This window comes from Bacillus sp. SA1-12, from assembly GCF_000981385.1.
Lineage (GTDB): Bacteria > Bacillota > Bacilli > Bacillales > Bacillaceae > Metabacillus.
This window is the reverse complement of the sequence record NZ_LATZ01000012.1, coordinates 85,917-100,393: the sequence shown is the minus strand read 5'-3', so window position 1 is coordinate 100,393 and position 14,477 is coordinate 85,917. Positions and strand designations below refer to the sequence as shown.

General features: G+C 38.1%; 10 protein-coding genes, 1 other RNA gene, 1 pseudogene and 1 other annotated feature. Of the genes and pseudogenes, 1 reads left to right on the top strand and 11 read right to left on the bottom strand.

Annotation, left to right across the window (positions count from 1 at the left end; genetic code table 11):
- The 6 genes and pseudogenes from WQ54_RS32540 to WQ54_RS34245 form a co-directional block, all read right to left on the bottom strand.
- Positions 1-337 (bottom strand): annotated as a pseudogene (locus tag WQ54_RS32540) (reverse transcriptase domain-containing protein); the annotation flags it as partial.
- A 593-nt stretch (positions 338-930) separates the two neighbouring features.
- The gene (locus WQ54_RS10170) at positions 931-1,701 is read right to left on the bottom strand and encodes a ThiF family adenylyltransferase (protein WP_046515867.1); all 771 of its coding nucleotides are present in this window, start codon (positions 1,699-1,701) and stop codon (positions 931-933) included.
- A 206-nt stretch (positions 1,702-1,907) separates the two neighbouring features.
- A non-coding RNA gene (ssrS, locus tag WQ54_RS32535) (6S RNA) lies at positions 1,908-2,097 on the bottom strand.
- Positions 2,098-2,170: 73 nt separating this feature from the next.
- Positions 2,171-3,937, bottom strand: coding sequence for an aspartate--tRNA ligase (aspS, locus tag WQ54_RS10165; RefSeq protein ID WP_046515866.1), 1,767 nt, complete (start codon positions 3,935-3,937; stop codon positions 2,171-2,173).
- Positions 3,938-3,960: 23 nt separating this feature from the next.
- On the bottom strand, positions 3,961-5,226 hold the full coding sequence (gene hisS / locus WQ54_RS10160; RefSeq protein WP_046515863.1) for a histidine--tRNA ligase: 1,266 nt from the start codon (positions 5,224-5,226) through the stop codon (positions 3,961-3,963).
- A 263-nt stretch (positions 5,227-5,489) separates the two neighbouring features.
- Positions 5,490-5,721, bottom strand: a binding site (T-box leader).
- Positions 5,722-5,775: 54 nt separating this feature from the next.
- Positions 5,776-5,949: a hypothetical protein gene (locus WQ54_RS34245; protein WP_197089577.1), complete on the bottom strand. Its 174-nt coding sequence runs from the start codon at positions 5,947-5,949 to the stop codon at positions 5,776-5,778.
- A gap of 140 nt (positions 5,950-6,089) precedes the next feature.
- Here WQ54_RS34245 and WQ54_RS10155 point away from each other — a divergent pair, with 140 nt between their 5' ends.
- Positions 6,090-7,856 carry an SH3 domain-containing protein gene (locus WQ54_RS10155; RefSeq protein WP_156177855.1) on the top strand — a complete coding sequence of 589 codons (1,767 nt, stop codon included), beginning with the start codon at positions 6,090-6,092 and terminating at the stop codon, positions 7,854-7,856.
- Positions 7,857-8,101: 245 nt separating this feature from the next.
- Here the strand turns inward: WQ54_RS10155 and dtd are convergent, their stop codons facing one another.
- The 5 genes from dtd to WQ54_RS10130 form a co-directional block, all read right to left on the bottom strand.
- A complete protein-coding gene (gene dtd / locus WQ54_RS10150; protein ID WP_046515860.1) occupies positions 8,102-8,542 on the bottom strand; it encodes a D-aminoacyl-tRNA deacylase in 441 nt (146 codons plus the stop codon).
- A gap of 13 nt (positions 8,543-8,555) precedes the next feature.
- Positions 8,556-10,766, bottom strand: a complete 2,211-nt coding sequence (locus tag WQ54_RS10145) for a bifunctional (p)ppGpp synthetase/guanosine-3',5'-bis(diphosphate) 3'-pyrophosphohydrolase (protein ID WP_046515857.1) — start codon at positions 10,764-10,766, stop codon at positions 8,556-8,558.
- A 378-nt stretch (positions 10,767-11,144) separates the two neighbouring features.
- Complete coding sequence (locus WQ54_RS10140; protein WP_046515900.1) at positions 11,145-11,657, bottom strand: adenine phosphoribosyltransferase; 513 nt, start codon at positions 11,655-11,657, stop codon at positions 11,145-11,147.
- A gap of 16 nt (positions 11,658-11,673) precedes the next feature.
- On the bottom strand, positions 11,674-14,031 hold the full coding sequence (gene recJ / locus WQ54_RS10135) for a single-stranded-DNA-specific exonuclease RecJ (protein ID WP_046515854.1): 2,358 nt from the start codon (positions 14,029-14,031) through the stop codon (positions 11,674-11,676).
- A gap of 98 nt (positions 14,032-14,129) precedes the next feature.
- On the bottom strand, positions 14,130-14,465 hold the full coding sequence (locus tag WQ54_RS10130) for a lipopolysaccharide assembly LapA domain-containing protein (protein WP_046515851.1): 336 nt from the start codon (positions 14,463-14,465) through the stop codon (positions 14,130-14,132).
- Positions 14,466-14,477 lie beyond the last annotated feature (12 nt).

The window sequence follows — 14,477 nt, the reverse complement described above, 5'->3', positions numbered from 1 at the left end:
TTTTGGGACGGAAACCATAACTATGTTCTGAAAATGTTGGGTCGAAAAGTGGGGTTAGCACTTGGGCTATGGCCTGTTGGATGAAACGATCTGTCACAGTAGGTATTCCTAGTAATCTTACTCCACCGTTCGGTTTCGGGATTTCGATTCGACGTACTGGGTTCGGTTCATAGGTACCAGTTCTCAAAGAGTGACAAAGGGAATCCCAGTTTTCATAGAGGTGTCTTCGTAGGGATTTTACGGACATTCCATCTATGCCATGACTTCCTTTGTTCCTTTCCACACGCTTAAGTGCTTCAATTAAGTTTTCCCGTGACAAAATCATATCTATCAACATTTGATATTTCCTTTCGACGTGAACGTAGAAATCTAATTGTGTTATTCTTACTCCACACTCCCAAAGTCCCCCATGGAATTCACCATATCCTCCTTTAGGTAGCTCTTTTCAGATTATCTGTTTCAACATAAGAAGTTTACGCCTAGTTCTTAGTTCTTCCTAATTGTTCAGCCCTTCCCCTAATTCTCGAGAAATTAGGGTACTATGACTTCTGCTGACTTCTGATTGTTCAGCTATCTATCTCTAGATAGGTTACCAAATGTACTTGGCGTTCCAATCAGACCTCCCCAGGTAAGAGTGCAATCTTTCCCTCCACCTATCTGCTTCATTTACTCTGTATCACCTTCGACAGAAAGGACTTTGTTCTGTTAAGCAAACTCATCCAATGATACCTAGCCTTATATGAAGTTCGTGTTCCTCAGACCGGAGGTTTGCCGCTCACTTCCTTCAGATTCCATGTCACCATAGACACCCTTGTGTTAGGCTAACTGTTACTTCTGTCTTCACAGTTCGGGACTTTCACCCTATAGATTACACCCATGCTGGGCGCACTTAAAGAAAAAAAGAGGCTATGTTGCCTCTTTTTTCGTAACTCATTTATTTTCGTCTTTTACCCGAACGATCTTTATATCTTTTAGAAGTTCAGTTACCACGTGTCCACCCATAATTAAACCGGCAACAGACGGAACAAAAGCATTTGATGACGGAGGCATTTTAGCCTTGCGGATTTGTGCAGCATCATTCCCTACCTCTTTGCGCACTTCTTCCCGAATAACGATTGGACTTTCGTCAGAGAATACAACTTTAATCCCCTTTTTGATTCCTTCCTTACGTAACCGTGTCCGGATTACCTTTGCAATTGGATCCGTATGAGTTTTTGAAATGTCTGAAACTTGAAATCTTGTTGGATCCATTTTGTTTGCGGCACCCATACTTGAAATTATTGGAATATTACGTTTTAAACATTCCTTCATTAAATGAATTTTATATGAAATCGTATCTGAAGCATCAATTACATAATCAATCTTATATTCAAAAAACTGCTCGTACGTTTCTTCTGTATAAAACATTTTAAGAGATATTACTTCACAATCAGGATTTATTTCATTTATTCTAGCCTCCATTAAATCGACCTTCGGCTGACCGACCGTCGAAAGAAGCGCATGAATTTGTCTATTTACATTTGTTATATCAACGTCATCTTTATCCACAAGAATTAATTTTCCAACGCCTGATCTTGCAAGAGCTTCTGCTGAAAATGACCCAACTCCGCCAATTCCTAAAACGGCAACCGTACTATTTTTTAATATATCAAGTCCTTCTTTTCCTATTGCTAATTCATTACGTGAAAATTGATGTAGCAACTAACTCACTCCATTTACATTCCAATTATCTTGACCATCATAATGACAGTATTTTTACCTGAAAACGAATATACCATACATTGAGGGAAATGCAAGAGTATGGTATCAAATAAAAAGGGCCGGACCCCTTAAGACATAATAGCTAGTACAATACGTACTATTTATTAGTTTTCCACAGAGGGGTCAGACCCTTACGTTTTTTATGTAGCAGTCCCAATTGTGCCGTCGCCATTTCCCTTGTTTTGAGCCCGCCCTAAGCAGGTGGGTGCTTTATTCCAGAGGTTTGTAAGTCCTCAAGTATCCGAGTTAGAGGCGTTTACTCTGTCTAGAAACACAAGCTCCCGTAGAAAAAATGTTAGGTCAAAACTAGGTGTACAACGTACACATCAGGACTTAACTGTTATTTTTAAAAATAATATCATATTAAGAATGCCTTTTCAAGAGCTTGACAAAGGCATTTCTTATGTTATTAGTCAAGAATTTCCAGGTTTAATTCTTCCAATTGCGCTTCACTGACAGCACTAGGTGCATTTGTTAATAAATCACTGGCACTTGCTGTTTTAGGGAATGCAATAGTATCCCTAAGATTTGAACGGCCTGCTAATAGCATCACAAGTCGGTCAAGTCCAAGTGCAATACCGCCATGTGGTGGCGTACCGTATTCGAACGCGTCTAATAAGAATCCAAACTGCTCTTTTGCCTCTTCTTCTGAGAAGCCTAAAAGCTTAAACATTTTTTCCTGGGTGTCTTTTTCAAAGATACGAATTGATCCTCCGCCAAGTTCATAACCATTAAGAACAATGTCATATGCCTGTGCTTTCATACTGCCTGGGTCTGTTTCAAATAAATGAAGGTCTTCCCTAGCCGGCATTGTAAATGGATGGTGTGCTGCATAATAACGTTTTGTTGCCTCATCATATTCAAGCAGCGGCCAATCAACAACCCATAAGAAATTGAATTTGCTCTCATCAATTAATTGCAAATCCTTACCGAGTTTCAGACGTAAGGCACCTAAAGAATCTGCTACAACTGATTTTTTATCAGCTACAAATACAAGAATATCGCCGACAGAGGCTTCCATAGTTGCTACTAACGCTTTTTGTTCTTCCTCTGTAAAAAATTTGATAATCGGTCCTTTTAGGCCATCATCCTCAATTTTCAGCCAAGCTAAGCCTTTTGCTCCATATGGTGCAACGAATTCTGCTAAAGCATCCATATCTTTTCTCGAGTATTTATCAGCAGCACCTTTAATATTAATTGATTTAACTTGTCCGCCATTTGCGATTACACTGCTAAATACTTTTAAGCCGCAGTCTTTTACAATTTCACCTACATCAACTAGCTCTAAGCCAAAGCGCGTATCCGGCTTATCAGATCCAAAGCGGCTCATAGCTTCATCATATGTCATTCGTTTAATTGGCAGTTCAATATCTATGCCTTTTGTTTCCTTCATAATTTTAGCAAGCATTTGCTCAGTCATTGACATTATATCATCTTGACTCATAAATGAAGCTTCAATATCAATTTGAGTAAATTCAGGCTGGCGATCAGCACGTAAATCTTCGTCACGGAAGCAACGTGCAATTTGGTAGTATTTATCAAAGCCGGACACCATCAATAACTGTTTAAAGATTTGCGGTGATTGCGGCAATGCATAAAATTCACCTTGGTGAACACGGCTCGGAACTAAATAATCACGTGCTCCTTCTGGTGTACTTTTTGTTAAAATTGGTGTTTCAATGTCCAAGAAGCCATTTTCATCTAAGAAATTACGCATTGATTTGGTAACATTATGACGTAGCTGAATCGTGTTTAATAATGCAGGTCTTCTCAAATCCAAATAACGATACTTTAAACGAACATCCTCTGAAACCTCATCTGATTTATCATCAATTAAAAATGGAGGATTTTTTGCTTTATTTAAAATTGTGACCTTGTCAACAATCACTTCAATTTTTCCTGTAGGAATATTCGGATTGATTGTCTCTTCATCACGTTCAACAATTGTTCCAGTAATATCCAGCACATATTCACTTCGTACTCTCTCAGCAATTTCTAATGCTTCAGAAGATTTTTCAGGATTAAATACAACCTGAACAACACCTGTGCGGTCGCGCAAATCGATAAAGATAACGCCTCCTAGATCACGTCTTTTTGCAACCCAACCCTTTAATACAACTTTTTCTCCAATAGCTGACTCCGGTACTTCACCACAATAATACGTACGGCCAAACATGGAATCCTCTCCTTTCATTTCTATCAAGATTGTTTTAAATAAGAAATTAGCTGATCAATTGCAATCTCTTCCTGTGCACCTGTTTCCATATTCTTAACAGCTACAACATTTCGCTCAAGCTCATCATCACCTAAAATTGCAACAAATTTAGCTTGATGACGATCTGCAGCCTTTAATTGAGCTTTCATTTTTTTATCTTCATAGTCTTTTTCAGCTTTTAAACCGGCTTTTCTCATTTCAAAAAGCAATGAAACAGCACGGTCCTTAGCTTGTTCCCCCATCGTTACCATGTAACAATCAATGTCACTTGAAATTGGCAATGCAACACCTTCTGCATCAAGCGCAGCTAATAGACGCTCAATACTAAGAGCAAACCCGATTCCTGGTGTTTCAGGTCCGCCAATCTCCTGAGCCAGGCCATTATAGCGTCCTCCCCCACAAAGGGTTGTTATTGCTCCAAAGCCTTCCGCATTGCTCATAATTTCAAAAGCAGTATGGTTATAATAGTCTAATCCTCTAACAAGACGCGGGTCTACTTCAAAAGCAATTCCATTTGAAGTCAAATATTGCTGCACCTTTTGAAAATATTGCTTAGAGTCGTCGTTTAAAAACTCAAGTATGGAAGGAGCAGTTTTCATTAATTCATGGTTCCGATCCTTCTTGCAATCTAAAATCCGTAACGGATTTTGTTCTAAACGCTTTTGACAATCCGAGCAAAATTCCCCGATTCTTGGCTGAAAATGTGCAATTAATGCTTCGCGATGAGCTTTGCGGCTCTCACCATCACCTAAGCTATTAATGACAAGCTTTATGCTTTTTAAACCAAGTGATTGATATAATGACATGGCAAGCGAGATCACTTCAGCATCAATGGCTGGATCATGGCTGCCTAATGCTTCTATACCAAATTGGACAAATTGACGAAAGCGGCCAGTTTGCGGACGCTCATATCGGAACATCGGCCCAATATAATATAGCTTTGTTGGTTGAGACGGGTTAGCATAAAGCTTTTTTTCCACGAAAGCACGTACGGTCGAGGCTGTGCCTTCAGGTCTTAAGGTTATGCTTCTCCCCTTCCGATCTTCAAAGGTATACATTTCCTTTTGAACAATATCAGTACTCTCACCAACACCGCGCGCAAATAATTCTGTATGTTCAAAAATTGGTGTGCGGATCTCCTTATACTGATATCTGCCACATAGTTCACGCGCAGTAGTTTCAATAAACTGCCACTTTTCTACTTCTCCAGGTAAAATATCCTGAGTACCTCTAGGTATCTGAAATGACATTTGTTCTCCTCCAATCTAAAAGCGGAAGCGCCTCGGGCAGCTTCGGGCAAATAAGACGCTTAGGAATAGAAGTTCTTTACCTCCAATTCCTAAGTGGCTATGGCTCGAGGAGCTAGGCGCTGCAGCTAGACACAAAACTAAAAAAAACTAATCCCAACTACTTAAGCAACAAAACATAAGCGTCTTAATCTGCCTCGAACAATTAAGACGCACCAGCTTACATCGTTCTTAAACCAAAACAAAAAACTCCCATCCCTACTAAATGTAGGGACGAGAGTTATACCCGTGGTTCCACCCTAGTTGAAATAGCCAAAGCTATTCCCACTCAATCAGTTAACGCCTGCAACGTTCTGCTCCTACTAAACAAGCTGTTTTTCAGAGAGAAACCTAAGGAGTGTTTTTCAATAAGTCATCATGCAGAAATGCTTTCAGCCTAAGGCATTTCCTCTCTTTTCATGTGTATTCTTATTTACTGTTCTCCCTCAATGGTTCAAGGACTATGTATGATTTCAAATTATATCTTATTCTACGTATGTTTAATACACAATGTCAAGAACGATTTAGATGTTTTTTCAGATTTCTAACATTCTGTAGAGGAATTCCAAATTCTGTTGCTGCCTCGACTAAGGAATCGTTTTGTTCGTTTACCATCAAACCTTGAAAGTCAACACCAAAAACATCATGCTGTGCATGGGTTACATTTCCTTTTTCACTATTTCTCATCCTTCCGCTTCCTTTCAAAAAAATCTCCAAAACTTATTATTATCTTTTCCCTATTTTCAGATTTTATTTCAACTTTTAAAAGGATTGCCGATTTTAGTAGAGAAGTGATTAATAGCAGCTAGAAAAAGGAGGTTTCATTTTTGTTACACAAATACTGCACCATGTACATATGTTTTACACTCCTTTTTATTTCCTCATTTGCAAGTACCGTAACATTAACTGCTGCCAATGAACAAGTCACCATAAATGTCGATCTCGTAAATGTTCGGAGCGGAGCGGGGCTTACATCTTCCATTATTGCAAAGGTAAAAAAAGGACAAACATTCGATGTAGTGGAAAAAAAGAAAGATTGGATAAAAATCAAAGTATCAAGAAATGTAACAGGCTGGGTTGCTTCATGGCTGGTAAAGGAGAAAAGCAGCATGACTACAAGCCCATCTGTTTCAAACGAAAATGGAAATGTTGTATCAAATGCAACAAGCTTAAGAATCCGATCTGGTCCAGGTACTTCATTTAATGTTATTGGAGTATTTGAAAAGGGAAAAACTGCTCAATACGTTGAAAAAAGCGGTGAATGGATAAAAATTTCTTACTCTGGTAAGTTGGGATGGGTAGCTTCCAGCTTTGGAAACATAACAAAAACCGCTGTAAATAAGAATCTATCATCATCAAGCAAAAAGACAGCGACTGTCACAGCATCTTCGCTTAATATCAGGAGTAAACCATCGACAACTGGCACACTCATCGGAAGTATAAAACAGAGTGACATTGTTACAATCGTTACAGAGCATGGCAACTGGACGCAAATTCAAATAGATGGTGTAAAGGGCTGGGTACATAGTAATTATTTATCATCAAACAGTTCACCATCTTCATCAAAAGATGCGTCTTCAATAACTAAATCAGGGTCTTCTGTCAGCGGAACTGTCACTGCCACAACCTTATACGCCCGAAATATCAACTCGCTTAGCGGTAAGATTATTGGAACTGTTTCAAAAGGAATGAAGGTTTCCATAATTAAAGAAGAGAATGATTGGTATCAAATCAAATTTGATTCAAATCAAACAGGCTGGGTTGCTGGCTGGTATATCTCAAAAACATCAAATACATCGGGTACAGCAGCTAATCCATCTCCTAATAATAAGCAAGTAAAAATTATCTATAACGGTACTAATATACGTTCCGGTACATCCACTAGTCATTCCATTGTAAAGAGAGCAAATGTTGGGGAGACTTATGCCATTTTGGATACTGTTGGCAATTGGTATAAAATCAATCTTGGAAACAATAAAGTTGGCTATATTGCAGGTTGGGTTGTTGAAACAAACGGAGTTAACTCCCCTGTTACAAAACCCGGCTCTAGACAATATGTAAAAAATAAAACAATTGTCATTGACCCTGGACATGGCGGGCAAGACAGCGGAGCAGTTGGAATAAGAGGCACTTTGGAAAAAAATATTACATTCGTAACCGCTAAATTAGTTTATAACAAGCTAAAATCTGCCGGTGCAAATGTAATTCTTACTCGTTCAAATGATACATATATTAGTTTAAATTCACGAGTCAGCACATCACATTATCGGAATGCTGAAGCATTTATAAGTATTCATTATGATAGCACCTCTGACAGAAGTGCAAGTGGAACGACAATCTATTATTACAATTCACTAAAAGATGCACCACTCGCATCTAGTTTGAACTCAGGTATCGCACAACAATCAAATTTAAAAGATCGTGGACTTAAGTTCGGAAACTTCCATGTCCTACGAGAAAATAAAGCCCCTGCAGCATTATTAGAGCTTGGCTTCTTAAGTAACCGTACAGAGGAACTAACAATTAATACATCAAGTTACCAGGAACGAATATCACAGGGGATCTTTAATGGTCTCGCCTTGTATTTTAAATAAAGCAAGACTACTTTTAAGTGGGTATATCTTGCCCCCCACAAATCTTCTTGGCTTTCTTTTGATTCATGAATCGTTTTTACTGAAGGTTTTAAGATCTGGATAAATTAAATATAAAATCATTAAAAATAAAAGGGCTTGTCTTAAACTAAAGGATCATCCCTCCTCAAACACTTATACCGGAACTTAAAAACAAGAAAGTTCCGTAATGTTTGTTAGAGGGGCAGTCCCTTTAAGACGGCCCTTTTTTATTTACTCTCCAATATCAAAGTCACAGGTCCAGCATTGGTAAATTGAACATCCATCATGGCACCGAATGTCCCCGTTTCCACTTGCAGTCCTTTTTCTCTTAATTTAGAATTGAACATTTCATACATATTAATTGCATAGTCGGGTTTTGCCGCATTCATATAATTTGGACGTCTTCCCTTTCGGCAATCACCATATAAGGTAAATTGAGATACAGATAAGACCTGTCCATTTCGATCTAACAAAGAATGATTCATTTTCCCATCTGCATCTTCAAAAATTCTTAAATTCGCGACTTTCTCTGCAAGGTATTCAGCATCTTTCTCGGTATCATCATGTGTAATACCCACTAACACCATTACGCCTTCATCAATTTGTCCAACTATGTTACCTTCCACCGTTACTTTTGCTTCTTTTGCTCGTTGAATAACTACTTTCACAATTAAACCTGCCTTAATTCATCATTCTTCTTACTGAATAAATATCCGAAATTTGCTTAATACGTTCAACCACTTTTTGCAAATGATTAATATTCGATATCGAAATTGCCATATTAATTGTTGCAACCTTGTTACGATCAGATTTTCCAGACACTGATGAGATATCTGTTTTCGTCTCATTCACTGCCTGAAGTACTTCATTTAAAAGACCTCGACGATCATAGCCTAGTATTTCAATTTCAACATTATATTCTTTTCGGCTTGAGGATGGTTGGTTTTCCCATTCCACATCAATGAGGCGCTCTTTAGCATCCTCAGTATGAACATTTGTACAATCCGCACGGTGAACAGAGACTCCTCTGCCCTTTGTAATAAAGCCGACAATGTCATCACCCGGTACTGGATTACAGCATTTTGATAACCTGATGAGCAAATTATCAATTCCTTTAACTTGCACACCCGCATCACGCTTTTTCCTTGAGGATGATGATCTTACTTGTTTTGCTTCATTTATAACTTCTTGAATATTTTTTTCCTGTTCTTCCTGGTCACGTTTTTTCCGCCATTTTTCTGTTAAACGATTTGCGACCTGTAAAGCCGTAACTCCATTGTACCCAACAGCGGCATACATATCCTCTTCATTTGCAAAATTAAACTTTTCAGCTACTCTTTGCAAATTATCATCAGTCATGACTTCTTTTATATCGAAATCAAGGTTTTTAATTTCCCTCTCAACCATTTCACGGCCTTTTTCAACATTTTCTTCACGCCGCTGCTTTTTGAAAAATTGGCGGATTTTATTTTTCGCTTGAGAAGTTTGGGCAAGCTTTAACCAATCCTGACTTGGACCATATGAATGCTTTGAGGTTAAAATCTCAATAATGTCTCCGGTTTTAAGCTTATAATCCAATGTCACCATTTTCCCGTTAATCTTTGCACCTATCGTTTTATTTCCTATTTCGGAATGGATACGATAGGCAAAGTCAATTGGAACAGAACCAGAAGGTAATTCAATTACATCGCCTTTTGGTGTAAAAACAAAAACCATATCTGAAAAGAGATCGATTTTTAGAGATTCCATAAACTCCTCGGCATTTGTTACTTCATTTTGGAATTCTAAAATCTCTCTAAACCAGGAAAGCTTTTTATCTAATGTTGTATTTTCATCAACCTCTTTGCCTTCCTTATATGCCCAGTGCGCAGCAATCCCATATTCAGCAATTTGATGCATTTCAAATGTACGAATTTGCACCTCTAACGGATCACCTTTTGGACCAATAACCGTAGTATGGAGTGATTGATACATATTCGGCTTAGGCATTGCAATATAATCTTTAAAACGGCCCGGCATCGGTTTCCAGCATGTATGGATGATCCCTAAAACAGCATAGCAATCTTTAATACTATTAACGACGATCCGAACCGCTAACAGGTCGTAAATTTCATTAAACTGTTTATTTTGCAGAACCATTTTACGGTAAATGCTATAAATGTGTTTCGGTCTGCCAGAAAATTCAGCCTCAATATTGACCTCATCAACACGATGTCGAACCTCATCAATGACTTGATCTAAATATTCAAGACGTTCCTGACGCTTCTTTTTCATCAAATTTACAATTCGATAATATTGTTGCGGATTTAAATAGCGCAGCGACGTATCCTCTAACTCCCATTTGATTTTAGAGATCCCCAATCGATGTGCAAGGGGGGCGAAAATTTCTAATGTTTCATTTGAAATACGTCTTTGCTTTTCTTGTGGTAAATGCTTCAAGGTTCTCATATTATGAAGACGGTCTGCAAGCTTAATTAAAATAACGCGGATATCTTGAGCCATTGCCACAAACATTTTTCGATGGTTTTCAGCCTGCTGCTCTTCCTTGGATTTATATTTGATTTTTCCGAGCTTTGTTACGCCATCAACAAGCATGGCTACTTCATCATTAAATATTTCACGTAGGTCATCAAGAGTAACATCGGTATCTTCCACAACATCATGTAAGAAGCCACCCGCAATGGTAGATGGGTCCATCTCCAAATCTACCAATATGCCCGCCACTTGGATTGGGTGGATAATATAGGGTTCACCTGATTTTCTAAATTGTTCTCTGTGGGCTTCTTCCGCAAAGTCATAGGCACGCTGAACAAAAGCGGTATCGTCTTCTGACAAATATCGCCGTGCCTTTTCAATTACTTGCTCTGAAGATAGTACTTGTTCATTTGCCATGGAATCACCTTTTTATAATGAAAACTTTGATAAGAATCCAGGAAAAAACGAATTGCTGATCATTTTTTCAATGGATCAAAAAATAGTGCAATCTATATAATTAATCATTCTTTCCATCATTAGAAGTTTTACTATATTGTAACTATTATCAATAAAAAACGAAAAGATGTAAAGAAGATTCACTCTTTTTAAGCTGTAAATTACTGGTTTCATTTATATTTAAGATTATCATATCCTGTGTTTGGAAATTCTAGAAGCGAAAGAATCATGTTGAGTATCGTATGATTGGTTTACCGTGATTTAACAAGAGGTATAAATAAATTCATTGTACCTATAAAAAAATTTGTAAAAAAAGCACCCAATAGAGTGCTTCTTTTTTTAAAATTGCATTAATGTTAACACATCGTATCCATCAAGCAATTTACGACCATCTAAGTATGATAATTCAATTAAGAAAGCAATCCCTGCGACAATACCGCCTAGTTCTTCAACAAGCTTGATTGTTGCTTCGATTGTGCCGCCAGTTGCTAGTAAATCATCTGTAATAAGTACACGCTGGCCTGGTTTAATTGCATCCTTATGGATCGTTAATACGTCTTTTCCATATTCAAGTCCGTATTCAACGCGCACCACCTCACGTGGTAATTTCCCTTCCTTACGGACCGGAGCAAACCCACAGCCTAATGAATAGGCAACAGGACATCCAATAATAAAACCGCGTGCTTCAGGGCCAACTACAATATCTATTTGTTTTTCACGAGCATATTGAACGATTTGGTCTGTCGCATATTTATAAGCCTCACCGTTATCCATTAGTGTAGTAATATCCTTAAATTGGATACCTGGTTTTGGATAATCAGGTACGACTGTTACGAATTGCTTTAAATCCATTTTTCCTTTGTCCTCCTTATACATTTACAAGTCCTTCTGATGTTTGAAATCGTTCTTCAAACCATTGTTTCAGTTGACTGTAAGATGTATATAATAACGTTTTTTCTAATTCAATTTGACTTTGCTTTTTAGCATATGTTGCTGACTCAGCTAAATCTCTTTTTTGTAATGTGGAATTTGTCGAAATAACACCATTCTCTATTGTAACAAATTCTAGCTCAAAAAACACCTGTGACATAAACTCTATTGTTTCTTTTGACCAGCCTTTATGCTGAGCAAGCTTCTCGCCAAGTTCTTTTACATTAAATGTACCTCTTTTCATTAAAAATGCATAGTACCATTTAAAGTGCTCTCTAGTTGGAATGGTGGCAAAAAAGTGGTCAACTTCCTGTTGGAATACAGTGTAGATACGATCTGGTTTTCCTTGAGTAAAGAGGAAATCAAGATGTTCTAATGACGACGGTATATCCAATATTACAAGATGCTTATTTTTTACATTTAGTTCCTGTGCATGTGCTGTCGATTCTACATAGGTTATATATTTTCCATAACCTTTTTGCTTTAAATTCTCAAATTGTGATGCTTGATAGGTTATAATTATGCTGTTTTCGGCTGTACATACTATCTTTAATAGTTTATCAATATTACGTGTACCTCGAAAATCAAATAGCTGCCAGCAATTTACTTTGACATCGTGGAGCATTAATTGAGGCTTTCTCATATTGTTCCACTCATTTATCGAAAGCTCTCCAATTGCTGATAATGTTACAGTTGGTGATAGTTCATCATAAAAATGTCCGAGTCCAAAGCCAACACTATCAAGTTGATGTTCCTCTTGCTCAAAAACAAGCTTTAAATGGTTTTGCTCTGCCCCGATCTTTCGACTATTTGCTAAGATGACATTTTCTATTTTAATAACAGGTTTTGGGTTGTGCATACCAAATGGGGCAAGAAGCTGCATTTCTTCAATAGACTTAACGGAAATATCCTCTAATTTACAACACACATCAACTTTTGTAATCGGTGTAAAATCCTCTTCAGTTAATAAATTTCCGGCAATTTTTACAAGTCTTGTTCTTAATACATCGACATTTTGGAGCTCAAGTGTCATTCCTGCTGCCATCGGATGCCCTCCGAAATGAGGCAAAATATCACGGCATGTTGAGAGACTTTCAAATAAATCAAATCCAACAATACTTCTTGCCGAGCCTTTTGCAATTCCTTTTTCTTTGTCGATGCTTAGTACAATTGTCGGACGGTAATAGTGCTCAACTAGCCTTGATGCTACAATTCCTACAACACCTGGATTCCAGCCTTCCTTCGCAATGACAAGAACAGGGTTTTCTGCAATTGGGAATCTTGTTTCAACTTCCTCAATTGCCTCTTCAGTCATTGAACTTACAAGCTTTTGCCGTTCTTTATTTAAGAGGTCAATTTCTTTAGCAATCTCAAATGCTTCTTCAGCATCTTCTGTCATTAATAAATGAACCGCTGGATCAGCGTCCTGTAAACGGCCAACTGCATTAATTCTAGGAGCTAATGCGAAACCTATTGTCTCTTCATTAATGTCAGTGCTTTTCACATTAGCAACTTTTAAAAGAGCTTTTAAACCGGTACGACTCGTTGTATTTAATTGCTTAATACCTTTTTTGGCTATCAGGCGATTTTCGCCATGAAGGGTAACTAAGTCGGCAATCGTACCAATTGCTGCAATTTCTAATAAATCAGAAGGGACTTCACCAAGGAGGGCATGACTTAGCTTAAATGCTACACCAACACCGGCCAACTCCTTAAACGGATAAGGACACTCAGGCTGTTTTGGGTGGATAATAGCCAGCGCATCCGGCAAAACAGGACCTGGTTCATGATGATCTGTAATAATCAGGTCCAAACCAAGCTCTTTGGCAACGTCTGCTTCGTGAACGGCAGCAATCCCAGTATCAACGGTAATAATCAGCGAAAAGCCATTGTTATGAGCTTGTCTAAATGCGGCTTCATTTGGACCATAGCCTTCAGTAAAACGGTTAGGAATATAGAATTCGGCTTGTGCGCCTAACTTTCTTAACGTGCTTAATAAGACAGTCGTGCTGCTAACGCCATCCGCATCATAATCACCATAAATTAATATATGTTCATTATTTTCGATTGCTGTCTTGATTCGTATAACAGCTTTATCCATATCTTTTAATAAAAAAGGATCGTGGAAGGCCTGTTGCTCTGTTTGCAGAAATTCTCGTGCTTGTTCAATTGAAGTGAACCCGCGATTGACAAGTAATGATGCAACAAGCGGTGTAATAGATAAGCTCTCTTCTAATGATTGGAACAATGTTTCATCAGATGGCTGTACAACCCATCTCGTTTTTGCCTTTAACATAGTTTCACCCCTCAACCATCCTATTATACTAGAGTGGTCAAGGGGTTTCAATTTGTGGATAATCCCAGAATTATGTTTGTTTTTAAATAAACACTCTATTATTGCTGTACCAGTCCTTTTTCAAGGTTCTCATCCTCGACTTCAATAGGTGTATCTTGCACCTTTTCTTTCAAAACCTTCAGTTCATTCATTAAGTCGTTCTTTTCCTTTTCAGCTAGCTTTACTTTTCGCTGAAGGGCTAAGACACGAATGATTCCGGCAGATGCAATGATAAACCCTCCCATTAATACAGAACCGAGAATGATCAGAACAAGTGGCCATTCAGCCGTTCCAAACAAATAATCTACCTTAACAGGATCAACGTTTATGACGGCAAATAACGCAACGATTAACGCAAATAGAATAGCCAATAAGATGCTCCATTGGCGCTTCATCTCCTCACCTCT

Excerpts from the sequence above, each read along its gene's own strand:
- aspS (WP_046515866.1), bottom strand. The coding sequence starts at position 3,937 with ATGTTTGGCCGTACGTATTATTGTGGTGAAGTACCGGAGTCAGCTATT.
- hisS (WP_046515863.1), bottom strand. The coding sequence starts at position 5,226 with ATGTCATTTCAGATACCTAGAGGTACTCAGGATATTTTACCTGGAGAA.
- WQ54_RS34245 (WP_197089577.1), bottom strand. The coding sequence starts at position 5,949 with ATGAGAAATAGTGAAAAAGGAAATGTAACCCATGCACAGCATGATGTT.
- WQ54_RS10145 (WP_046515857.1), bottom strand. The coding sequence starts at position 10,766 with ATGGCAAATGAACAAGTACTATCTTCAGAGCAAGTAATTGAAAAGGCA.
- WQ54_RS10140 (WP_046515900.1), bottom strand. The coding sequence starts at position 11,657 with ATGGATTTAAAGCAATTCGTAACAGTCGTACCTGATTATCCAAAACCA.
- recJ (WP_046515854.1), bottom strand. The coding sequence starts at position 14,031 with ATGTTAAAGGCAAAAACGAGATGGGTTGTACAGCCATCTGATGAAACA.
- WQ54_RS10130 (WP_046515851.1), bottom strand. The coding sequence starts at position 14,465 with ATGAAGCGCCAATGGAGCATCTTATTGGCTATTCTATTTGCGTTAATC.